At 48.6% G+C, this 22,809-nt stretch carries 17 protein-coding genes; 7 read left to right on the top strand and 10 right to left on the bottom strand.

Going from position 1 to position 22,809, the window contains the following annotated elements; all coding sequences use genetic code 11:
• Positions 1 to 14: 14 nt before the first annotated feature.
• From K0H60_RS02780 to K0H60_RS02765, 4 genes are all read right to left on the bottom strand, one after another.
• Positions 15 to 689, bottom strand: a complete 675-nt coding sequence (locus K0H60_RS02780) for a tetratricopeptide repeat protein (RefSeq protein ID WP_220057204.1) — start codon at positions 687 to 689, stop codon at positions 15 to 17.
• Between the two features lie 64 nt (positions 690 to 753).
• A complete protein-coding gene (locus K0H60_RS02775) occupies positions 754 to 1,533 on the bottom strand; it encodes an FKBP-type peptidyl-prolyl cis-trans isomerase (protein WP_220057203.1) in 780 nt (259 codons plus the stop codon).
• Between the two features lie 94 nt (positions 1,534 to 1,627).
• Positions 1,628 to 2,071, bottom strand: coding sequence for a rhodanese-like domain-containing protein (locus K0H60_RS02770; RefSeq protein ID WP_220057202.1), 444 nt, complete (start codon positions 2,069 to 2,071; stop codon positions 1,628 to 1,630).
• Positions 2,072 to 2,128: 57 nt separating this feature from the next.
• Positions 2,129 to 4,258: a multiheme c-type cytochrome gene (locus K0H60_RS02765; RefSeq protein WP_220057201.1), complete on the bottom strand. Its 2,130-nt coding sequence runs from the start codon at positions 4,256 to 4,258 to the stop codon at positions 2,129 to 2,131.
• A gap of 515 nt (positions 4,259 to 4,773) precedes the next feature.
• Here K0H60_RS02765 and K0H60_RS02760 point away from each other — a divergent pair.
• The 4 genes from K0H60_RS02760 (at position 4,774) to K0H60_RS02745 (ending at position 8,697) form a co-directional block, all read left to right on the top strand.
• On the top strand, positions 4,774 to 6,813 hold the full coding sequence (locus tag K0H60_RS02760) for a heme lyase CcmF/NrfE family subunit (protein ID WP_220057200.1): 2,040 nt from the start codon (positions 4,774 to 4,776) through the stop codon (positions 6,811 to 6,813).
• On the top strand, positions 6,810 to 7,229 hold the full coding sequence (locus tag K0H60_RS02755) for a cytochrome c-type biogenesis protein (protein WP_220057199.1): 420 nt from the start codon (positions 6,810 to 6,812) through the stop codon (positions 7,227 to 7,229). Before K0H60_RS02760 ends, K0H60_RS02755 begins: the two co-directional genes overlap by 4 nt.
• A gap of 49 nt (positions 7,230 to 7,278) precedes the next feature.
• Entirely contained in the window at positions 7,279 to 7,863 is a 585-nt protein-coding gene (locus K0H60_RS02750; protein WP_220057198.1) for a TlpA family protein disulfide reductase, read from the top strand.
• Positions 7,864 to 8,118: 255 nt separating this feature from the next.
• Entirely contained in the window at positions 8,119 to 8,697 is a 579-nt protein-coding gene (locus K0H60_RS02745) for a nucleoside triphosphate pyrophosphohydrolase family protein (protein ID WP_220057197.1), read from the top strand.
• 44 nt (positions 8,698 to 8,741) lie between these two features.
• On the opposite strand, the gene K0H60_RS02740 is transcribed toward K0H60_RS02745, so the two are convergent.
• Both K0H60_RS02740 and K0H60_RS02735 read right to left on the bottom strand, forming a co-directional pair.
• Positions 8,742 to 8,969 carry a helix-turn-helix domain-containing protein gene (locus K0H60_RS02740; RefSeq protein ID WP_039978987.1) on the bottom strand — a complete coding sequence of 76 codons (228 nt, stop codon included), beginning with the start codon at positions 8,967 to 8,969 and terminating at the stop codon, positions 8,742 to 8,744.
• Between the two features lie 2 nt (positions 8,970 to 8,971).
• On the bottom strand, positions 8,972 to 9,490 hold the full coding sequence (locus tag K0H60_RS02735) for a DUF2975 domain-containing protein (RefSeq protein WP_011715691.1): 519 nt from the start codon (positions 9,488 to 9,490) through the stop codon (positions 8,972 to 8,974).
• Positions 9,491 to 9,647: 157 nt separating this feature from the next.
• On the opposite strand from K0H60_RS02735, the gene K0H60_RS02730 reads away from it, so the two are divergent.
• Positions 9,648 to 11,708 (top strand): S9 family peptidase, encoded by a 2,061-nt coding sequence (locus K0H60_RS02730; protein ID WP_220057196.1) that lies wholly within the window; start codon positions 9,648 to 9,650, stop codon positions 11,706 to 11,708.
• A gap of 45 nt (positions 11,709 to 11,753) precedes the next feature.
• On the opposite strand, the gene K0H60_RS02725 is transcribed toward K0H60_RS02730, so the two are convergent.
• Positions 11,754 to 13,325 carry a response regulator gene (locus K0H60_RS02725; protein WP_220057195.1) on the bottom strand — a complete coding sequence of 524 codons (1,572 nt, stop codon included), beginning with the start codon at positions 13,323 to 13,325 and terminating at the stop codon, positions 11,754 to 11,756.
• A complete protein-coding gene (locus K0H60_RS02720) occupies positions 13,316 to 18,376 on the bottom strand; it encodes a response regulator (protein ID WP_220057194.1) in 5,061 nt (1,686 codons plus the stop codon). The genes K0H60_RS02725 and K0H60_RS02720 overlap by 10 nt, the downstream gene beginning before the upstream one ends.
• 555 nt (positions 18,377 to 18,931) lie before the next feature.
• On the opposite strand from K0H60_RS02720, the gene K0H60_RS02715 reads away from it, so the two are divergent.
• Together K0H60_RS02715 and K0H60_RS02710 are read left to right on the top strand one after the other, a co-directional pair.
• The gene (locus K0H60_RS02715) at positions 18,932 to 19,984 is read left to right on the top strand and encodes an HD-GYP domain-containing protein (protein WP_011715687.1); all 1,053 of its coding nucleotides are present in this window, start codon (positions 18,932 to 18,934) and stop codon (positions 19,982 to 19,984) included.
• 66 nt (positions 19,985 to 20,050) lie between these two features.
• Positions 20,051 to 20,341, top strand: a complete 291-nt coding sequence (locus tag K0H60_RS02710) for a helix-hairpin-helix domain-containing protein (RefSeq protein ID WP_220057193.1) — start codon at positions 20,051 to 20,053, stop codon at positions 20,339 to 20,341.
• Here K0H60_RS02710 and K0H60_RS02705 read toward each other — a convergent pair.
• Positions 20,338 to 21,444, bottom strand: coding sequence for an AI-2E family transporter (locus tag K0H60_RS02705; RefSeq protein ID WP_220057192.1), 1,107 nt, complete (start codon positions 21,442 to 21,444; stop codon positions 20,338 to 20,340). The genes K0H60_RS02710 and K0H60_RS02705 overlap by 4 nt on opposite strands.
• A 217-nt stretch (positions 21,445 to 21,661) precedes the next feature.
• Complete coding sequence (locus K0H60_RS02700; protein ID WP_220057191.1) at positions 21,662 to 22,582, bottom strand: TlpA family protein disulfide reductase; 921 nt, start codon at positions 22,580 to 22,582, stop codon at positions 21,662 to 21,664.
• Positions 22,583 to 22,809 lie beyond the last annotated feature (227 nt).

Genomic DNA, 22,809 nt, shown 5'->3' with positions numbered 1-22,809 from the left:
GGCTAGCGACTTGATTAATATCCACTTTCATTCAATTTGCTTTGGGCCTTGCCGATGGCGTTTAACAGGGCCTCACGATTAATCTCTGCCCTTGGCTGCGCCAGTAATGCTTGCCAATGGTCTATCGCCTCTTGGTAGCGCCCATGGAGATAGGCATCGTTTGCCTGTAGCATCCGCGTCTGTGGCTCAAAGGGCGCAAGCGCAAGCGTCTGTGCAATCAGTGCTTGGGTCTCTGCGGTCATTTGCCGACCATCACGGTAATAGAGGGCATTGGCCTTAGCGCCGAGCACTTCTGCATTCTCCCCCACCAACGCAAGCAGTTGGTCTAGGGTCTGCACCGCATCGGCATATAAGCCTCCCGCGCTGTAAGCCTCGGCAAGTGCCTGTAATGCCAACGGGTTTTGCGGTTGTTCATCCACGAGGCGCAGGGCTTTGGTGATGTCGGCAGCCACTAAATAGTCAATGTTTTCATCGAGCTTGCCTGTATCCCAATCCTGATAACGCCCCGTTTGGCTATAGATGGCGAGCGTGAGCAATAGCAGAAGCACACTGCACAGCACAGGCACGCCATGGGAGACTTGAGACTCTCCCACCAGCGTTTGCCGTTTGTTTAAACGCGCGTGTTGCCAGAAAATCCAAGCCACAAACCCGCTTAACAGCAGTGCAATGGTGAATCCTAAACTTGCCATGCCTTACCTCGACGCTCGCCTATCCAAGTTCATCACTAAACGAACCTAAGCCAATGTTTAGCCCTTAGTGGGCTGGCATCATGCCCATCATGCGGGCTTCTTTTTTCTCACTGGGCTTTTCGATATTTTTCAACTCAATTTCAAAAATCAGAGTTGATTGTGGTGGGATTTCACCGACAAATTCATTGCCATAGGCTAAGTTGGCTGGAATAACAAAACGGTATTTCGAGCCCATAGGCATGAGTTTTAAGCCCTCTTCCCAACCAGGGATCACGCTCATCAGGGCAAAACGCGTGGGTTCTTTACGGCCGACGGTATTTTCAAACTCAGTGCCATCGATAAGCTTGCCGACATACTCGACAGTGACCACATCTTCAGGGTTGGGTTTATTGCCGGAGCCTTGGGTTAACACTTCGTATTGCAGGCCTGACTCTGTGACGGTTACGCCTGATTTCTTCTTATTTTCAGCAAGATAGACTTCACCCGCCTGAGTATTTTCCGCGGCGAGCTTCTCGGCGTTCGCCTTTCTCACTTGGTTTAACTCTTCGGCGCGTTGGTTAAGATAGGTCAACACTTCTTCATCGGTTAATTGCTGCTGCTTTTTCAGCGCATCGACAAAGCCCTGCACCACTAAGTCCACATTCACCTCTGCGCCCAGTTCCACTTGGTTATAAACCTGGCCAGAAATGTAATTACCCACAGAGGCGCCAATGCTGTAAGAGGCTTTATCTGCATCGGTTTTAAGGCTTGGGGCAGCAAAGCTCGCCATTGAGACAAACAATGCAGTGCAGGTCGCCACTGTGAGGTTTTTTGGGATAAAAGAAGTTGGCATAGATATTTTCATTTTATGTTCTCTACAATTTAGCCCTTGGGCTTTAGTGCTTTAGCCGAAAACGTATGGGATAACCCATAACCGATTAATAATATTTATTTGATTACTATGGTTTTTCTGTTGCTCTACCTGACATGCGCCAGCCGAAGATACCATCGGCCATATGTCGCACACCTGTGTAACCTAGCTTCATGGTTTCCCGTGCGGCCATGTTGCTGGCGGTGCAAAGACGGTTAGCGCAATAGAACACCATCACAGCGTCTTTATTCTTTGGCAGTAGCTCTCGCCAATTTTGCACATTGAAAAACACCGCCCCGGGGATAAAACCGTCCGCCCAAATTTCCAGTGTGTTTACATCGAAAAAATACACCCCCGGTTGACCGACTAAGGTTTCGGCTTCCCGCATGGAGATCGGATTCAACTGAATTTCGTTATAGGGCGCCTCGGAGATCTCTGAGCCACCACCAGCCACGACGGGTAAACTCATGCCACCTAAGCCCAGTGCCAGTAAGCCGCCTATCAGGCTGTGTCGAATCGCTTTATTCATCATTTGGCCTCGTATAGCCCCGACACTCGCGTGTCGGGGACAAGTTAGACTCGAGTCGAACTACATTTTCTGTGCGCTCAGGCCGTTGCCATCGATAATGGCTTGGGCTTGAGTGACATAGGTCAAGGCAGCGTCGAGACGTTTCAGTGAGTAACGTGGACCATGGACACCCCACGAGCCGTCAGCCTTGATCAGGCGAACAACGTCTTGAGCTTTGTCGGTCAACATCAACACTTGAGTCTTGTCTTCTACCGACAGCTTGGTGACTTCTAACAGCTTGTCGATACGGGCAAGGGCTTGTTCTACTTGAGCAAAAGTATCCTTAACGGGTTTTTGCCACTTTTGAACTTCGCCGTAGATTTCCATCTGATCTTCGAAGTGCAGACCGACTTCCAGCTCAGATTGGAACTGGCTATGACAACCTTTGTTATCCACCACATCGTGGTCTGAGGCCGATGTACGGGCACAGGTCCACATCAGGTCGAGGTAGTTGTAGCCGTTCTCGTCTTTCGCCACAGTCCAGCCCTTAGTGGTTGCATCACGAGACTTGCCTTCAGGTGGGTTGAGGGTCTTACGCAGTGGATCGACATCAATCTTCCACATGTGTGACTTACGTACGTTGTCGAAGCCCGCCATATCTGGGAATTGGATCGCCGTGAAGTTTTCACAACTTCCCATGTTTGGCATGTGGCAGCTTTGACAGGTTTGGTTGCTGTGGGTGTTAGTGTTCTTGGCGATCTCGGCTTGGGCCGTGTGACAGTCAGTACACTGTTTGATGATTTTTGGCTTAGTGATACCTGAGGTCCAATCGCCATCGGTGACTTCGTGCGGATCGTGACAGGTTGAACAACGCATGCCTTTGTCATAGTGCGCAGAGGCAAACATTTGCGAACCTTCAGTACCACAGGATGGGCAAGACGACTTCATCTTCACGTTGAAGGCGTATTCCAGTTTCTCTTTGCCCTGTGGCGTGTCGGCTAACTCTTCAACAAAGTTAAAGCGTTGGTGGCAACGTTCACAGTTAGATGGCATGCCGCCACCGATACCGCCGTCTAAGTGACCGCCGGCGCCATGGCACTCTTCACAGGTAATACCTTTGGCAATAGTGTGCTTTTGCAGCTCTTTCGGGTTGCCTAGGGCCGCGAAGAATTCATCCTTCGTTTGGAAGTCAAACTTGAAGGTGTGGCACATTTCGCAGTAGGAGCTAGCAGGTTGGAATAGGAATTCCTTCTCATACTTAGCACCGTATGAACTCATGCCCCATTGGTGTGAACCGCTGGTACCGAAGTCTTCCATTTTGACGGGGAAGCTTGGGATGGCTTTATTGATTTTTGCTGCCATTTCAGGGGTTAACCACTCAGCCCAACCACGGGAGAATTGGTTACCACCGGCGACCATAGTCCCAGTGCCGTCCTTCAACAGACCGTCTTTAACGTGGTAAGTACCGCGCACTAGGTAGGCGTCGATAAAACCATACTTGGTACGTGGTGTACCGACAGTGGCATAGATAGCATCTGGCGTAATACCCGATGGCAGAATCGAGGTATCTTTAGTGCCATACATGGTTTTTTTCAGGTCGTTATCGACCTCTGGATGCTCGCCAGGGAAACGAATGGTTTTAGAGTGGCGTGAACGTCTCCACTTCTCGTATTGCGGGCCATGACACTCACCGCATTTTTCTGGGCCAACAAACTTGTTAGGGAAATCGAGGATAGATTTGGCCCCTAAACGGTATTGCAGCGCCTTTGGACGTTGACCATCGTTGTAGGAACTGTAACGCACCGCAGTGCCATCCGTCGGGTTCACTTCTTTACTGTGTTTGCTGTAAGCAACACTGTCACCACCGTGCAAATATTCTTCACCACGGTCACTGACTTTATAAGTGCCCTTTAATCGACCTTCAGCGTCATATTTAAAAACTGGGTGATTTTCAAATAGAAAATCAAACAATTCTTGCTCTTGAACAATATAATCCTGCAATGTTTTCACACCGCGGGATTTCTCCATTAAATTTTCATTTAAATTGGGGTTAGCCAAAATATCTTGAGTATAGTGGGATTGCTGCTTATTCCCCACGCCAGGCACCACTTTACCCTCCGACTTAGCATCGGAGGCGACTGTGGTAACGTTTACGGCAGAACCTAAACAAAATAGCACGCTTAATGCTACTTTGGATTTCCATCGCTTCATCATTCACTCCTAATTTATCATTAGTTTTATATTTTCCACTGAACCTAACTGTTCACTGAACGACATAAACAATTGACCAGTGGCGGCATGATGAAGCAGCTAAACGCCTAAAAACCTGCGCTAGTGCACATTAAATTTTGATTCAAAAATCAATAGAAATAAAAAGGCACAAATGAAATAAAACCAATAATTTAGATAAAAATAAGTGAAAATATTTTAGAAATAAACCGTGGCTTTTTAGATCTAAAAAGAGCTAAAAAATGGTTTTATTTTTCAAAAATAGCCAAAGGGAAAAGTGACGATTTTAATGCCGAGACAGATCACATTCCTGCCCGAAAAACTCCGCTACCCTGCCAGTCAATCCTAGATAGGTGAAATGCGCGATTTGTTCAAAGACACTCAAAAAACAATACAAATGCAGACGAGACAATCTAAATAGGCTTTAAGTGAATTAAAAATAATCTCACACCAATACACGCCATAAATAAATTAACCATGCAACACAGGAATGAGTAATGATAAATATGACTCCAGAAATAGGACATATATTGCTAATCATCAGCACTGTGTTGGCATTACTCTCTGCCACTATTCATTTTGTTGGCATTAATCAGTCACAGCTTTATTTAATCGAGTTCGGAAATAAATTATTTAACGCCATGTTTATAAGCTTATTGAGCGCACTCTTATGCCTTATTTATAGCTTTATTAGCGATGACTTTTCGGTTGCCTATGTGGCGAACCATTCCAATAGCCAACTCGCCCTCGGCTATAAAATTGCCGCAGTGTGGGGCAGCCATGAAGGCTCGATGCTGTTTTGGGTGTTCGCCATCGCTTTATGGGGTGCCATTATCAATTGGCGCCAAGCGGGTAAACTCGTCGGTTTAGATAACGCCGATATGCAGACGGATAAAACCTATTTTGCGCGGCTATTGGCGATTCTCGCGCTCGTTATCCTCGGCTTTAATCTGTTTTTACTCTTTACCTCCAATCCCTTTGCCCGATTACTGCCCAATATTCCGATTGAGGGACGTGACCTCAATCCGATATTGCAAGACATTGGCTTAATACTGCACCCACCTATGCTGTTTTTAGGTTATGTCGGGCTAACCGTTTGCTTTGCCGCGGCGCTAGCATCCCTGCTGGGTGGCGCATTAGTGCATCGCCACCTCGAATACTTACGGCCTTGGGTATTGCTGGCGTGGATTTTCCTCACCGGGGGTAATGCCTTTGGCTCCTGGTGGGCCTATAACGAGTTGGGTTGGGGTGGTTGGTGGTTTTGGGATCCCGTTGAAAATGCTTCTTTTATTCCTTGGTTAGTTGCTACCGCACTGGTGCATTCTTTAGTGCTGACCAGAAAGACCCAAGGCTTTGCCCTGACCACGCTATTTTTGTGCATCTTGGCATTTTCACTCAGCTTACTCGGCAGCTTTTTGGTGCGCTCCGGCATAGTGCAATCTGTACATGCCTTCGCGGCAGATCCCACCAGAGGCATGTCAATCCTCTGTTTATTGGTGCTTTTTGTCGGTGCTGCACTATTAATCTTTGCACTCAAAGCGCCAGCGTTGAAACGAGAAGTCAACCATAACCTATTGAGCAAAGAGACACTGTTACTCCTTGGATCCATTGTATTAGTGGTTGCAGCCTTTTCCGTTCTGCTGGGCACCTTTTATCCCCTGCTATACGAGCTGCTTGGCTTAGGCACGTTGTCGGTCGGCGCACCTTACTTTAATGCGATTTTTGTCCCATTGACCTTTATCGCAGTGATCTTAATGGGCATCACGCCGTTAATCGCTTGGAAGGCGTCAACTCGCAAGCCACTCAAAGTATTAGCCTTGCCCTCTGTCGTAATTGTGATTATCGCGGCGCTGATGAGTTATCAGACCCAAACCGATGGTGCCTTATTCCTATTCCTTGGCTGCACCAGCGCGCTGTTTTTGCTCTGCTGCCTTGGGGTGAGTGTAACAGTGACATCCAAAGTATTGACTACACCTAAGCCCGCTATATCGACAAAATCAAAGCGCGCCAGATTGGCCATGCTAGTCGGTCATTTGGGCGTGTCAGTCACCATTATCGGCGCGACAGCAGTCTCGTTTTTTGAGCAGGAAGCCCTGCTACGTATGGGACCAGGGCAAGGTAAACCGCTTGCCGATTATGTGCTGGTGTACGAAAGCACAGAACCAGTAGAAACCCCAAGCTTTACAGCGATTCAGGCCAATATCAGTATCCGCGATGCCAAGCAGGATGATCTTGTGCTGGGTTACCTCCATCCACAGCGGCAAACCTTTAATAGCAATGGCATGGAAGTGTCCCATGCGGGCATAGACCACGGTTTTTGGCGGGATCTCTATGTCTCTATGGGGCTACAACTGAGCGACACCGAATATCTGATCCGCATTAGTTATAAGCCCTTAGCGACCTGGATCTGGCTGGGCGCCTTATTGATGATGCTTGCTGGCGCTATTGCCGCATGGCCAATCAAACAACCCCGTAGAGTCGCACAAACAAAGGCGCTGAATGTAAGTAGCTCACCACAGGAGACTATGACGTTATGAACCCGCTGTTTCGCTCGCCCTATTTGAGCCTATGGTTTTGGTTGCTGTCGTTGAGTCTCTGCTTTGGCGGCGCGACATTTCTCGCCACGGCGCAGGAGGCCACCAACCTTGGCGCCTCCTACCAACAGCAAGCCATAGAGATCAGTAAAGTGCTGCGCTGCCCTATGGCGACCAATCAGACCTTATTTGAGTCGCAAGCACCGATTGCCCATGAGCTTAAAGGGCAAATCTTTTCACTGTTGGAACAAGGCTATAAGCGGGATGAGATCCTCGATTTTATGGTGCAGCGCTACGGCGAGAAAATCCGTTATCAGCCCGAATTTAAGCCCGCCACACTGGCACTCTGGCTCGGCCCGATCGTGCTGTTGGTCGTGGGGTTGGGTTTAGGGCTAGCCCTAATAAAACGCAGACCATAGCCTTTAAACCATTGTCCCGATTACCCAGTTTGAATAGAAGGATAACCCCATGAAATCTTACACCGCCAAGCTCACTCTCCTTTGCGCCGCATGGCTGCTGAGCTGCACCGTTCAAGCCCATTCACTGCAAAACAAACTCTATGAAACAGGTGAGCCCATTCCTAAACCCAGAGTCATGACTGGCTTTATCGAGATGCAGCATGCCCGCGGCGTGCCTGAAGTCCCGTTTGTAGATGAAGCCGGGCAAACGCATACACTAAAGCAATACCAAGGTAAATTGACCTTAGTAAACCTTTGGGCAACCTGGTGCACGCCCTGCTTACGGGAAATCCCCGAGCTGCAAAAACTCCAGCAGCAATATGCCAATAAGAATATCGCCATTGTGCCCATCTCGATTGATGAAGAAGTAACAGAGGTGCGACCTTTTCTTAATCAGCATGGCTTTAGCAACTACAGCACTTGGCTCGATCCTGATAAAAACATCGAACAGATCATCCCGGCTAACGTAGTGCCTGCGACCTATGCTTTTGATGCAAAAGGTAATCTGGTCGGTTTTGTCCGTGGCTATCTTGATTGGACAGACAAAGATGTCGCGCCCTATTTAGATAAACTTATTGCCAAATATGCCCAATGATTTCACTCGGCACTCATTACTAAAGGGCTAAGTTGGTTTTGTCTTAGCCAATGCTTGAATCAAATCTCCGTTCGGTACCCCACCCTAAATCTTTGCCGAAGCCCGCTGCTCCCCGATTTGGCAGCGGGTATTTTTAGCTTATCGCCAGCGCGCTTTGTATTCTGCGCCACCTTTCTTTAGAATTGCCGCTGTTATCCATGAATCGATTTTGCAAATCTATTCGTAAAACCCATTGATAAAATCTAAGGCTTCCCAATGAAACTCACTTGTTTAACTCAACCCATTTATGACCACTTATACCGTGATATCAGTGAGTTTCGCAGCACCTTCGACCTCGCCGTTAATGAGGCTAGCTCCTTGGATGAAAAGGCCGACACGCTACATACTTCGCTGATTATTGAAGAATTAACCGAACTTGCCGAAGCCGATAACCGTATCGAGCAGGCCGATGCCATTGTCGATTCAGTGTATGTATTGATGGGGCGCTTAGTGCATTTAGGCGCATTACAAATGAGTGACCGCCTAGAGATCAGCTACCTTATCGACTTGCTGCTGTGTGTAGCTAAAAACCGTGAAATCGACTTTATCGCCTGCTGGGATGAAGTGCATTCGAGCAACATGAGCAAAGTTTGCCGCAATGAGCAGGAACTGACAGAGACTATCGCCTTCTATGCCGAGCAAGGTGTTGAAATCGTTGGCAGCAAAAAGGGCGAGTTTATCATCGCCAAATGCGCTAAGGATGTGGAAATGTCCGGTAAAGTGGTGCGCCAAGGCAAGGTATTAAAGTCAGTTTACTACCGCCCGGCGGATTTAACTCAGCTAGTAAAAGCGTAACACCGCAAGCCTAGGCTGCACAGCATGCAGCCTAGGTCTCTTCCTTAGTCCGACGTGTCTTGCTCGGCATCCTTGCGGTATTCCAAAATATCCCCCGGCTGACAGGCTAAGTATTCACAGATACTCGCCAAGGTATCAAAACGCACCCCTTTGACTTTGCCCCGCTTAAGCAAGGACAAGTTAGCCTCGGTAATGCCCACCGCTTTGGCCAGCTCCTTAGAACTCACCTTTCGCATCGCCATCATGACGTCTAAATTAACGATAATATTCAAAATCAAACAAACTCTTGGTTTTCCGCCTCATAATCGCGGGCGGCTTTAAGCAAATACACGATCAGCAACATCAATAAAATCGTGGTGATATTGCCAAAATCGAGCACTAATTCGATGCGACCATCCTCAAAAAATGACTGATGATAGTAGCCTACGCCTAGGTTTTGTAGCATTTCAAACACTAAGGCGGCGGCTTTCAGCCATACGAGCCACAAGTAACATTTCATGCTCTCATCACTGAAAAACAACCCACGCTGATAGCAGGATAACAGCCGTTGCAGCCAATAAACACCGACTAAAAATGAGATAAATAAAGGGGTTAGCATGGCGAGTAACAGGTTTCGGCTAGCGTTCGGCAAGTTCCACAGTTCGAGGAACTGGGAATTACTGGTATTGAAGCGGATCTCATCATAGGCCCAATAGCTATAAAGTAGATGGGCGATAATCGCCACCGCAGATAACAGCACCAGCCAGCGACAAAAACCACTGATTTTTATTAATTTTTCAAAATTTTGATTCATCCACTCACCCAAACATCATCCCAAGCCGTTCATAGCGAACGAGCACCAGTATAATCCTTCGACAAAAAATATTACAAAGAAATATAATTTTATTGTTTTACGATAATTAATTTTCGTATTAGCATAATGTCAATTTTCCTAAACTAAGGTTACGACAATGCAAAAATTTCCATTTACGAGTCAGTTATGCAGTGCTGCCATTGCCGCCGCACTGCTGCTGACGGGTTGCACTACGGCAGATGTTCGCAACGAACAGCCTCAAGTTGCCGCGACGCAGCAAACCGAGACGCCGCTCATTCCCATTGAAAACTTCTTTAACGAGCAAAGCATTCGCCATCTAAAAATGTCCGACGATGGCAAATGGCTCGCCTTTGTAAAGGAATACCAAGGAGCCAGCAATATCTATCTGATGGCGGATAAGAGTGACCTCGCCAATGCCACGCCACTGACCACATCGGTAGAACCTATCCGCGCCTTCGAATGGTCCGCCAAGGGCAATGACTTATTCTTTATGAAGGACAAAGGCGGTAATGAGAACACCCAGATTTACAAGCTGAGCTTTGAAGAACACGCGGGTAAAATCACCGCTAAAGAGCAGCGCTTAACCCATAAGGACGAAGTGCAATACAGCGTGCTCGAGCAGGTAAAAGACAATCCCGATCTGCTGGTTGTTCAAGCCAACCACGACGATTCGAGCCGCATGGATATTTATCTGCTCAATATCAACGATGGCAAACTAACCCCAATCCTGAAGAACGAGCTGAGCTTTACTCAGGTGAAGTTTAATAAACAGGGGCAACCTGTAATTGCCAGCAGCAGTAATCTCGATAACACCAATGCCTTATATGTGCTGATCGACGGCAACTGGCGCAAGATCATTCAAAGTGCCAAGGGTGAGAGCATCGATATTCTTAAAGTGAACGATGATAAGAAGCTCGCCTATATCAGCGCCAATATCGGCGAGCGCGATAAGCAGGAATTGCTGAAAGTCGATCTGATGACGGGCAAATATGAAACCATTCACAAGGATCCCGACAACGAGGCCGACGTATTTGCGGTACAGTTTAACGATGCGGGTGAGCCCTTAGCAGTTGGTTACTACGGTGGGCGTTTACGGGTTTATCCCTTAGATGCCGAGTTTGCTCGCCATTGGGATGTGATAAATCGTCATTTTAATCAAGATGTTGAAATCACAATTGGCGAGATGAACGAGAAAACCAATCTGTGGCAAATTCATGTCGCCAGCGACAGAGCCGCAGGCGCGGACTATCAATACAATGCCGCCACGGGGGATATCCATCTGTTAGTAGACATTCCGGCCAGCATTCCTGCGGATCAACTCTCGCCACGCCAATCTATCGTGTATACCGCGCGGGATGGGGTGAAAATCCAAGCCTATTTAACGCTACCGAAAGGAAAACAGACTCAGTTACCGACCATTATCCTGCCCCATGGCGGCCCTTGGGCACGGGATTTTTGGACGCTCGACTCGGGTTATTTCCACGCGATTGCCCAGTTCTATGCCAACCGTGGTTATGCCGTGTTGCAACCTAACTTCCGCGCCTCGACGGGTTTTGGTAAGAAATTCTTAAACCTAGGTAACAATAACTGGGGGATTGGCAGCATGCAGCACGATCTCACCGACGGGGCCAATTACTTAGTCGAACAAGGCACTGCCGATAAACAGCGTTTAGGGATCTTCGGCGCCTCCTACGGTGGTTATGCGGCGCTGTCAGGTGCGACCTTCACACCCGACTTGTACCAAGCGGTGATCGCCTATGTAGGGCCATCGAGCCTAGTGACACTGATGAATTCCTTCCCCGACTACTGGCGCCCCTACTTAGGCCAATGGTTTGAGTCGGTTGGCGATCCGCAAATTGCCGAGCAGAAGCAAGATATGGAAAAACGCTCGCCAATTAACTATGTCGATAATATCAAGGCGCCATTGATGCTGATCCAAGGGGCGAACGATCCGCGCGTCACCCAAATTGAGTCGGATAATATCGCCAAGAAGATGTACCAAAAGTCTTTACCCGTTAAGTACGTACTGGCCAAAGATGAAGGACATGGCTTCAGTAAACGCGCCAACAAGCTGGCCTCAATTGTCGCCACCGAGCAGTTTTTTGCTGAGCATTTAGGTGGGCGTGTCGACACCAATGTGAACCCCGAAATTCTAAAACACTTAGACAGCCTGAACGTCGATATCAGTAAACTCTAACGCGCTAAGGGCAAGCTAAGGCTTGCCCTTTTTGTTGTGTCTTTATCACTCGCCGACCACGGCATCGATAGCCGCGGGTAAGCGGATCACAATTCGAGTCATTGACTTAGCATCATCCACCACAAGATTAGCCTCGCCCTTTTGCGCCCGAGCAAATAAGCGCGCCGCATAGGTGCCAATGCCAACCCCTTCAGCCTTGCCTTGCGTGACATATTTTTCCCAAAACTGCTCACGGATATCGGCGGACACAGCGCCCGTGTTTTCGATAGCGATCAGTACATCACCTTCGTGGCGCGACAGCGAAATCGCCACCTTGGTTTTAGGGCGCGCCGCCTCGAAGGCATTTTTAATCAGGTTGAATAACATAGGGTGACACAATTTAGGGTCACCCATTACATCGAAGCTACTGCAGGGATCTTCATCCGGAGACAAGTAAGCCACTAATTGTTTGCTGTGAAAGTTGACCTGCGCCGCCTGTAGCAACTGCTTTAGCATCTCATGCACCGAGAACCACTCGGCATCCAAGGCATATTGCCCCGCCTCGATACGCAGAATATCCGAAGTTAAATTCACGGTATTTATCGACTGTAGTGCCAACTCATCGACTAAATTGATCTTGGGCAGCCACTCCTTAGGGAAGCTTTTATCCTGCGCGAGTTTTTGCGCCAAGGCGCTTATCGTTGCCAGCGGATTTTTAAGATCGTGGCTTATGATGCTATCGGCATTGTCTTTAAGTTGTGCCAGACGCAACAGCTCGTCACACTCTTGCTGTAATGCCCGTTGACGCTGCACTTGCGCCAGCACATTCGCCAGCTTGAGCTTTAAGATCTCCGGCTGCACTGGCTTAGTGAGATAGTCGATAGCGCCGCCTCTTAGCCCCTGTAGATGATGCTCAACTTCACCGAGAGCACTGACAAAGATCACCGGGATCTCGGTCGTTCGCGGCTCAATTCTTAAGGCTTGCAACACTTGATGCCCGTCCATTTCGGGCATCATTACATCTAACAACACCACATCTGGCGGCGTCGCCGACTGGCAAATTTTTAGCGCTGCCTTACCGTCCTTGGCAAACAGCACCTTATAGTCGTCGTTTAACAGCCCCGCCATAAAGGCCAGATTGTCCGGCATATCATCGACCACCAGCACCACATTCAAGGCGGGCGCAGTTTCCGTTGTCGCCGTCGCGTCTATTTTGGCCGCCATCGCTGAAGATGGCGCGACTTGAGTGCGCTTATGGCGACGCGTAAGCGCCTGTAACACTCTGGCCTGCAAGGTCTTAGAGTTAAAGGGCTTAGCGATAATATCCGACACCCCATACTTCATCGCCACTTCCACTAAACTGCGATGGGCGTTGGCCGTCACAAGGATAATGGGCAAATCTTGCCATTTATCCTGCTGGCGCAGGCTCTCGAGTAACTCTTGCCCATGGCCGTCCGGCATACTCCAATCCAGTAACAGGAGATCGATTTGCATTCGCTGCAACATATCCAAGGCTTGGCGACCACAATCGGCCTGTAATACTTGACCAAAGCCGAGTTGGCGCAGCTGCTCGGCCATAATTTTACGCAGGGCATCCATATCCTCGACTATCAAGCACTGCATTTGAGTTAACTGCATGTCGCTGCCCTCGTCTGTTGCGCCTGTTTAAGGGTTTGTAGTCGCACTAATGCCTGTTCAAAATCAAACAGTTCAACGTCCATTTTCAACTGTTTGAGCAGGCCAGAATCCCCCTGTAACTGCGGCGCATGGGTAAGCTTATTCACCCACTCCAAGGCATTGGTGTTGTATTCCAGCAGGCTTTGCTCTAACTGCGGCCACATGGCCGCGAGCGCTTCATCACTTAACGAGGCTTCCGGCTTGATGCTATTGTTCTGCTGATGCCAACTCTCTAAGCCACTGACTAAACACTGTAACTCGGTTTGTAACGCCAATAACTGCTCATGCAGCTCGACCGTAAAACTCCGCTTCGCAGTCAGGCATTGCAGCTCGAGTTCACTGGCAAGGCGGCTGATCTCCATCGCCCCGACGTTGGCGGCAACGCCCTTTAAGGTGTGCAAGCTTAAGCGCAGCTCATCGGCGTTTTCCTCCTGCCAGGCGCGCTGTTGTTGCCCCAATAAGGTCTTACTGGTGTTGATAAATAAGCCCAACAGATGGCTATAGAGTGATTCGTTGTGATCACAGTGCGACAAACCATTTTGAATACTTAAACCCTCGAGCTGCGGTAAATCCTGCGCATGGGTCGAGCGTTTCAATACTAAGGGCACTGATTTTCGCTGCTTGGGCGTGATCCAGCGCGCCATCACAGTGTAGAGATCCTTCACATGCACAGGCTTAGTGATCTGATCATTCATCCCCACCGCCAGCGCTTTTTCAATATCGCCGGACATGGCATTGGCCGTCATAGCCAAAATCGGTAAGTTGGCAAATTGGGGCAATTCACGGATGCGACGCGTCGCCTCGTAACCATCGAGCACAGGCATCTGGCAATCCATTAATACACAATCAAAGTACTGCTGCTCAACCCTCTCAATGGCCTCAAGCCCATGATTTGCCACAGTGACATTGATGCCCGCCTGACGTAATAGCTCCACCGCCAGCTCTTGATTGAGCTGGTTATCCTCCACTAACAACACCTCTGCGCCCGCCAGTTGGGTCTTAAGAGCATGCAGCGAATGATCTTGCTGCACTTGCCTACCATCCTCACTCTGATGTCCCAGCAGGGATAACAGCGCATTACCTATGGCAATCGGGGTAAGCGGTTTAGTCTGCGATATGACTCTGTCATTATTTTCAATGAGTTGTCTAAGAGAGTCCTGATCGCTTAGCTGGCCAATCAGTAACATTCGCGATGCTTGATTAACCGCCAACGCTTCCAACAATTCAGGCACAAATGCACTGTAATCGCAGATCAGCAATTGCCTTGTGGGCGACTGTTTAAGCTGGGCGATCACAGTGCCCACATCGGCACTCTCGACCTGCATGCTTGCCGAAACACCATGTATGGTCAGCAGTTTATCTAACCTAGGGTGTAAACCGATAAGCTTAGCGGTTTCTCCCGCTAAGGGATCAAACAAAGCATTAGGATCATAGGTATCGGCACAATCGAGAGTGAGCCTGACATAAAAACGACTGCCGACGCCTAATTCGCTCTCACACCAAACCTCGCCGCCCATCAGATGAGCGAGGCGCTTACAGATGGCTAAGCCTAAACCTGTGCCACCATATTCCCGAGAAGTAGAGGCATCCACCTGCTCAAAGGAGCCAAAAAGAACCCCTTGTTTTTGCTCCGGAATACCAATGCCAAAATCTTCCACACAGAAGGTCAGCTCAACCTGCTCACCATGCACTTTACTCTCGCAGCTCAATACCACATTGCTGTCGTTATGGGAGAATTTGACCGCATTATTGCAGTAGTTGATCAGGATCTGCCCCAAGCGCAGGCCATCACCATGGTAGTAGCGGGGCAATTCGGGCGGCAGATCAAAGATAAACGCCATGTTTTTCTCTTCGACCTTATAACTCACCACATTGGCCAAGTTAGACAGCACATCATCGAGATCGAACACAGCGCATTCGATATCCATCTTCTCGGCCTCAATTTTGGAAAAATCCAAAATATCGTTGAGAATACCCAGCAGCGAGCCCGCCGCCTGATGCACTTTGCCCACATAATCCCGCTGTTTACTGCTTAATTCTGTCTGCAACACCAAATACGACATCCCTAGGATCGCATTCATCGGCGTGCGGATCTCATGGGACATATTCGCTAAAAAGTCAGACTTAGCACGGTTTGCCGCCTCGGCGGCGTCCTTAGCGATGGCCAGCTCATCCTGAATCGACTTAGTGTCGGTAATATCCAAGGCCCAGCAGAGGTTAGCATTTTGCCCATCCTGCACTGTGTGGTACGCCGTTAACAACACATCACGGCGTTGCCCTTTGCAATCAAATAGTTGAGTTTCAAAGACGGTACTGTCTTGGCTTAAATCCAATTCACTTATATGGCAACGGTAGTCATCGGGCTGCGCAAAAATCGGGTAAACGGATTGACCCACTTGTAGCCCTGTCATCTCGGTAATTTGCTCGTTCACATAGCGGCAGACGCCTTCGATACAGATCCAAACGCCAATAGGACTTCTACCTAACACGTGTTTGAGCAGATCCCGCTCGCGTTCGAGCAAAGCATTCATCAGCTTTCGTTCCGACAGATCGTGATAGGTGCCCAATACAAACAGGGAGCCATTGAGCTCGATGCGCTTAAGCGTGACCTCAACATTGACGATTTCCGCCATTGAGGTCACAAAATCGGCTTCGAATCGCAACTGGCCCTGCTCCAGCACAGTCTGTAGACGTTGCTCGAACAGGGTCTCGCTGTCGGTTTCGCCCAAGTGCGGTGGATAATAAACTAGGGTGCGACGACCAATAAGCTGATATTTATGCTGATATTTAAGTAGTGATAACAGGGCTGAGTTACATTCAATAATCACCCCTTGCCTATCGGTAATCACACAGGCGTCGACCGCCGAGTCGAATAAGGCTTGGAACTTATTCATACTCAGGCTGAGCTGCTCTTCGGTGTGGATCCGCTGCGCGATATCTTTATTTAACCTTCTGTTTCGCAAGCTAAACATCAACAGAACAAGCACGACTGCCACGGCAATTCGCACCGCCCAGTCAAATACTTGCTGCTTCTTGAGTCCCAGTTCATATTGCACGTTTACCCAGCGGTGCTGAATTTCACGTACTTTATCCTGGGGAATTTGAGCCAAAGCCTTATTTAAAATGCTCTGTAGCTCGGGCCAATCCTTACGCACCCCCATAGAGATACCAAAGCGGTAGTCACTGGCAGACACAATTTGCAGTCGATTAAACTGTGGCGATTGCAATAAGTAAGCTGTGCTAGGGAAATTCACAAAGGCAGCATCGACTTGATGTTGCTTCACCGCCGTTAACGCTTGCTCAAGATTTTCAAAGGGGATAAGGACAATTTCAGGATAATCTTCAAGCAGTTGCGTTTGTGTCACATCGCCCGAAACCACACTGACTGACTTGCCCTTTAGCTGCTCTAAACTGCTGGGATGTTCTCCATCGACATGGGTGACTATCACAGGCGGATATTGATTGATGGCATCGGTAAATAACATCCATTGTTCACGGCCAGCATTGGCCGAGGCCAGCGATAACATATCCACATCGTGCCGCTTAAACTCATCGATGGCTTGCTGCCAAGAACCTTCGTTATAGGTCTGGAAGATCAGCGGTACGACGCGGCTGATCTCGGCGAGATAATCCGCCATCATGCCACGGTGGATGCCGTTTTCATCAATAAAATCAATAGGGGCGGAATGAGGATCTATCCCAACCTTGACGATAGGATTGTTGTTGATAAAGGCCCTTTCCTCCACGCTTAGCAGAGTCATAAAGCGGTGAACATCCATATTCGGAATCAAGCTGCCTAAGCGGAAATCCACCAAAAACAGATTCGTATTCAGCGCAAGAGATACCCGAGAAAAGTCAGGTTGCAATGAGTCAAAATCGAGTAACTCATAGTAATCGTTATAGTTATTGGGGCTGATGATCAAAGGCAAAACCTGAAACTCGAAGCCCTTAGCGCGAGTATCCACCCCATTTAAATAATCAAATAGCAGCACAAGGCCAAAGGCGCCTTGAAACTCCACCCCGCCGACACCCGCGGCGACAGTGCCCTTTTGGATCCCTTGTGCCAATTGATGATTCCAACTTAGCGAACCAATATGGGGCATAGGGCGCGAAGTATCGGCTTCGGCCTCATGGGTCACCGCCATGGCCATAGTAGTGTTCATTGCAATCACGGTATTAATATTAGGATCTTGCTGTATCGCCTTAAGGTAAGCGGCACGCGCCGCCGAGGCGCTCCAATCGGTATTAACGACCTTGAATTTGGCATTGGCAAATTGCTTGCTCACGGCATTTTTGAGTTCAGCGGTACGCTTTTGCACATCGAGATTGTCTTTACTTCCCGCGAGTAGCAACAGGTTCATCTGCTCGGAGCTGGCTTCCTCCTCAAACATTTTTTCGAGCAGGTTTTGCCCCAGATTACTGCTATTCATCGTCACCTTACCGACCCAGTTAGGATTTTGGGTTCTTAAGGCCAATGAGCTTTGGGCAAATTCGGAGTTAATGGTCACGACAGGGATATTGTTGCGTTTAGCCTCCACTAAGAGGTCCTGCCCCATACCTAAGATAGGGACAAAAATAATCCCAGCAACGGCGTTATCTATCGCCTCACGCCCCAGAGCGAGTAAGGTTTCCGGCGTGCTATCGCCGTAGACGATGTCGAGCTGGATATTAAGATCCATGGCCGCAATCTTGGCAAACTTAGCGACTTGATTCCAAAAGGGTCTATCCGCCTCCAAAATCATACTCACCCTATGGCTATGGGCGAGTTTTTGCGCCGGCGTCAATTGGGATAAAGCCTGACGATGCTCTTGCTGTGACATCTCATTGGCAGCAACCGTATTTGGCCATAAGCACAGTAAAGACGCCGACAGGCTCAAGAGACAGGCAAAATACCCCAGCGAGGAGATAACTCGCACGCTAGGTTTTACGCTTTGACGCTGGCCGCCAATGGCCGTAAAGATGTGTCGAATGGCCTTATCTAAACGACCCGAAAGAATGCCAAAAACGGCCATAACTTTTCCTCTTAGGTTAAGTTTCTTACCGTCCCGCTGGTATGAATGGTGTACTTAAGAATGAGAACAGACGAAATGCGAACGCTAAAACACTGTGGATTCAATTGAACCCGAGGTAATGGATGGAACAGGCTTGGCCATTTGATCCATGAGGCCAATGGCACCTTAGCTCATAAAACAGGCAGTAATTGTAGAAAAAACCACTCACACTAAAAAGCATTAATCCCTAAAAGTGTGAACAAAACAGATCAAAAGATACAACATGATACATTTTTTTGGGTTATTATCTGGTCAGAACAAGATTTAACCAGCTGTTAAATCCGTTATCTTATTTTCCGTCAAGCTCATAGCTACCGCCATCATATAACCTGAACGATGAAAACATAGCCATCATAATTTTATGATGATTTTCATATTGTTATAAAACACTTTCATGGAATTAAGCAGCACTACCCGCCTAGTTTGGCACTGGCATTAACGGGGACGAATTGGGGTTTTCTCAGTCTCGCCACCGGATTAATACGGGAAACCAACCGACTCAGTAGAGGCGAAACCATGACTTCACTTGTCACTAAACCCATATTATTAGTGGTGGATGATACACCCGATAATATCCAGATTATTCACGGGATCTTGTCAGATCAATACACGATCCGCGCCGCAACCTCAGGTGAAAAGGCGCTTAAACTGGCCAGCACCCATCCCCTCCCAGAGCTTATATTACTCGATGTGATGATGCCTGAGATGGATGGCTTCGAGACCTGTCGTAGGCTTAAGCGTGACCCCATCACCAGCAAGATCCCTGTGATCTTTGTGACCGCCAAAACCGATACCATAGACGAGCAAACCGGCTTTGAACTCGGTGCCGTGGACTATATTTCCAAACCCATTAGCCCTGCGGTACTCAAGGTACGCACTCAAACCCATTTAGCCTTGAGTAATCAAGCAAGGCAGCTCGAAGCCCTAGTGCAGCAACGGACACAAGAGTTGGAATTGACTCGCCATAAAATTATCCAAAAACTGGGACTGGCGGCGGAGTATCGCGATAACGAAACGGGCCTACATATTACTAGGATGAGCCACTACGGCCGCATTTTGGCCCAATATGTGTGTGATTCCCAAGCTTGGTGTGAGATGTATTTTACCGCGCTCCCGATGCACGATATTGGTAAAATCGGCATCCCAGATTCGATCCTGTCTAAGCCGGGAAAATTAACCGATGATGAGCGACGCCAAATGCAGCAACACGCTTCCTTTGGCGCGCAGATCCTCGGTGATGACGATGACCCGCTGTTATCCCTCGCCAAGGAGATCGCGCTCTATCATCACGAACGTTGGGACGGAACAGGTTATCCCCACAGACTCGCGGGTGAGCAAATTCCTTTAAGTGCCCGCATTGCCGCCATCGCCGATGTCTTCGATGCACTCACCTCAGACCGTCCCTATAAAGTGGCCTGGAGTACACAAAAGGCATTTGATTATATTGAAGAAAATGCTGGCACTCAGTTTGATCCTAAACTCACTCGCGCCTTTATCGAGTGCAAAGCGCAGGTACTAGAAGTACAGCAACGCTTTGCAGAGCCCAAAACAACCAGTGTTGTCGCTTGAATGCCTGACTAAAGTGGGAGCAAGAGGTAAACTCATAGTCATAGGGGCTAGAGATGGGGCTAATAGATGAATCCAGCAAAGGTAGTGCGCAACGAGGTAAAGCGATTAACGGATTTACCCAATATTGGTAAGGCCTGCGCAGCAGATTTACGATTACTCGGCATCGAGAGCCCAGAACAACTGTTAGGGCAAGACCCCTACGAAATGTACTCACGTATCAATAGTTTAACTTGGAAAATCCACGATCCCTGCATGCTGGATGTGTTTATATCTGTCACCCGCTTTATGGCGGGTGACGATCCTAAACCTTGGTGGTATTACACCGAAGAGCGTAAACAAGCGCTCACTCAGCTCTAGCTTGACTGACCTTGCTCCCTTGGGGATCCAAGGGATTCGGTTACCAGCGTATGATCAGGCTCATCCCTTAACCACTCGCGCCAGATAGCAATCAGCAACGCCATCAATACCGGGCCGACAAACAGGCCAACAAACCCCATGGTTTTCACCCCGCCAATCAGTCCGAAGAAGGTCGGCAGGAAAGGTAATTTGATTGGCCCGCCAACCAGATTAGGTCTCAGGGTTTTATCGACAATAAACAGCTCGATACTGCCCCAGAGAAATAAGCCCACACCCGCCGTCATATCGCCGGTGCCGACTAAATACAATGAAATCAAAGTGAACATGGTTGGCGCGCCGCCGGGCACTAAGGCCATAAACGCGGTCAACACCCCAAAGGCCACGGCCGAAGGCACGCCGGCAATCCAGTAAGCAATCCCCAACACTATGCCCTCGCCGATGGCGATAAGCGTCATGCCGATAACGGTTGAACTCACAGTCGCAGGCACCACACGGGAGAATCGATGCCAGCGGGCAGGAAGAATGCGCTCGCCAACAATATCCAGCTGTTTAGCCACCGACTCGCCATCTTTATATAAGAAAAACAAGGTGATCAGCATAAACAGCAGGGTCAGCAGCAGACCTAAGGTATTCCAGCCCAATTGCAGTACCCAGCGGGAAATACCACTCAGATTCTGACCGCTAATGGCACTGACTATCTTGCCCAGTTCATGGGGTTCACCGATAAACTGCTGCCATTGCAGGGTAAGCCACTCGCCAATCCAAGGTAAATCCTTAATCCACAGCGGCACGGGAGCGCCATGCTGGTTGGCATACACCAGCCACTCAACCCAGGCTCGAATCTCTTGCAATGCATAGGAAAATACAAAAATCAGCGGCGTGATAAGCCCAACAATAATCAAGACTAACGCGATTGTGGCAGACAACGCCGAGCGACCACCGCATTTAGCCATTAATTTTTGGTACAGCGGCCAACTGGAGAAGCAGACGATCAGGGCGGCCAAGGCGGGAACTAAAAAATCGATAAAAAAGAAAACACCAGCACACAGCAATAAAATCAATAGGGTACGACCCACCGCAGCATTACTGATAATCTGTGCCATCCACATACTCCCACAATAGAATCCAACAACAAGGTGGAAAACTCGGCAGAGTGCCAAGCAACAACCAGCCTTTGAGTGTTCCCCATTCTGTGAGCCAGTTTATTGCGCAGTGCTTTCCATGGGCAACGACATTTAACTAAAGCGTGAGTAGTGTATCAGTGCTGCTGGCATCCCCAAAGGCCTTCGAATGTCTCGAAGGCCAAATGGCTGAAAATCCCTATGGCGCGGCCTTGAGCCTAGCGACAATTTTCTCTGGCTGGCTAAAATCGGTAATACGCTCAATGACTTCACCGTCTTTCACCCAAAGTAATGTCGGGATGTTGCGGATACTAAAGTGATTAAACAGCACACCTAACTCATCGATACTGAAATCGACGCGTGAAGGATAGAGCTGTTTAAAATCGGCGAGGGCTTTATCGTCGGTCCACAGATGATTCACCACCCCATGCCAGGCTTTATTCGGAAGCTGTTGCGCTAGCTTGTCTAAATCTTTCTGGGCGGCAACACAGGCCTTAGACATTTCAGGACGGCTCTCTGCCAAATACCAATCACACCAAGTGGCGGTAAAAAACAGTAAATGCTCACCTTGCTCCCAAGGTTTCAGCAACTTAGCCGCTTGTTCAGGGCTTGGCGCATCAGTGGTTTGTGCACTGAGCTCTTGGCCATTGGCCAACATATCGATAAATTTATCGAGGTTCACATCCGACTCATGGCTAGTGTAAACCACCTCGCCTGCGCGATTGATTAACACGCTATAGGGCGTCCCGACCAAGCCTAGGGCCACACCCAATTCGCCCTCGTTATCCAGCCAGACTGGCATAGTCAGACCGAAACGGGAGATGACTTCGGCAATCTTAGGTTGTTCTTCGTTGATATTGATATTCAGGGCGAGGATATTGACCTTGTCCTGATACTTTTTCTGCAATTCCTCAAAATGCGGCATTTGCTCCATGCATGGCAGACACCAGGTAGCCCAAAACTTAAGGTAAATCGGTTTATCGCCAGCGATGTTTTTTAAGGAGGTTTGCTGTTGATCTGGATAGGTTTTTAGCACTATATCTTGATAACTTTTATCGGCAGCAAAAGTAGAAAAACTGATAAGGGCGAGGCAGGTAACTATGATTCGACGTAACAACATTAGCGTTATCCTTTCAGGTAGAGATCGCTCGCAACCACAGGGGTTGGTCGCGATATTCAGCCAGTGACATAAGCAATTACTGAGAACAAATACCAAGTGAAACAGAGCGGCATGGAAAGACTGAGCCGCCCGGCCGCCAGTATAAATGAATAGGCTTATATTTTAGCCATGTAAAATATAAGCCTATTTAAGCAGAATCGACTCACTGATTGCACTGAGATAGCGAA

Source organism: Shewanella mangrovisoli (assembly GCF_019457635.1).
GTDB lineage: Bacteria > Pseudomonadota > Gammaproteobacteria > Enterobacterales > Shewanellaceae > Shewanella > Shewanella mangrovisoli.
Note: the sequence above shows the minus strand (reverse complement) of the source record. Positions and strands in the feature narration are given on the sequence as shown.

What these genes read in the sequence shown, in the direction of transcription:
- K0H60_RS02780 (WP_220057204.1), bottom strand. Translation starts at nt 689, where the DNA reads ATGGCAAGTTTAGGATTCACCATTGCACTGCTGTTAAGCGGGTTTGTG.
- K0H60_RS02775 (WP_220057203.1), bottom strand. Translation starts at nt 1,533, where the DNA reads ATGAAAATATCTATGCCAACTTCTTTTATCCCAAAAAACCTCACAGTG.
- K0H60_RS02770 (WP_220057202.1), bottom strand. Translation starts at nt 2,071, where the DNA reads ATGATGAATAAAGCGATTCGACACAGCCTGATAGGCGGCTTACTGGCA.
- K0H60_RS02765 (WP_220057201.1), bottom strand. Translation starts at nt 4,258, where the DNA reads ATGAAGCGATGGAAATCCAAAGTAGCATTAAGCGTGCTATTTTGTTTA.
- K0H60_RS02760 (WP_220057200.1), top strand. Translation starts at nt 4,774, where the DNA reads ATGATAAATATGACTCCAGAAATAGGACATATATTGCTAATCATCAGC.
- K0H60_RS02755 (WP_220057199.1), top strand. Translation starts at nt 6,810, where the DNA reads ATGAACCCGCTGTTTCGCTCGCCCTATTTGAGCCTATGGTTTTGGTTG.
- K0H60_RS02750 (WP_220057198.1), top strand. Translation starts at nt 7,279, where the DNA reads ATGAAATCTTACACCGCCAAGCTCACTCTCCTTTGCGCCGCATGGCTG.
- K0H60_RS02745 (WP_220057197.1), top strand. Translation starts at nt 8,119, where the DNA reads ATGAAACTCACTTGTTTAACTCAACCCATTTATGACCACTTATACCGT.
- K0H60_RS02735 (WP_011715691.1), bottom strand. Translation starts at nt 9,490, where the DNA reads ATGAATCAAAATTTTGAAAAATTAATAAAAATCAGTGGTTTTTGTCGC.
- K0H60_RS02730 (WP_220057196.1), top strand. Translation starts at nt 9,648, where the DNA reads ATGCAAAAATTTCCATTTACGAGTCAGTTATGCAGTGCTGCCATTGCC.
- K0H60_RS02725 (WP_220057195.1), bottom strand. Translation starts at nt 13,325, where the DNA reads ATGCAGTTAACTCAAATGCAGTGCTTGATAGTCGAGGATATGGATGCC.
- K0H60_RS02720 (WP_220057194.1), bottom strand. Translation starts at nt 18,376, where the DNA reads ATGGCCGTTTTTGGCATTCTTTCGGGTCGTTTAGATAAGGCCATTCGA.
- K0H60_RS02715 (WP_011715687.1), top strand. Translation starts at nt 18,932, where the DNA reads ATGACTTCACTTGTCACTAAACCCATATTATTAGTGGTGGATGATACA.
- K0H60_RS02710 (WP_220057193.1), top strand. Translation starts at nt 20,051, where the DNA reads ATGAATCCAGCAAAGGTAGTGCGCAACGAGGTAAAGCGATTAACGGAT.
- K0H60_RS02705 (WP_220057192.1), bottom strand. Translation starts at nt 21,444, where the DNA reads ATGGCACAGATTATCAGTAATGCTGCGGTGGGTCGTACCCTATTGATT.
- K0H60_RS02700 (WP_220057191.1), bottom strand. Translation starts at nt 22,582, where the DNA reads ATGTTGTTACGTCGAATCATAGTTACCTGCCTCGCCCTTATCAGTTTT.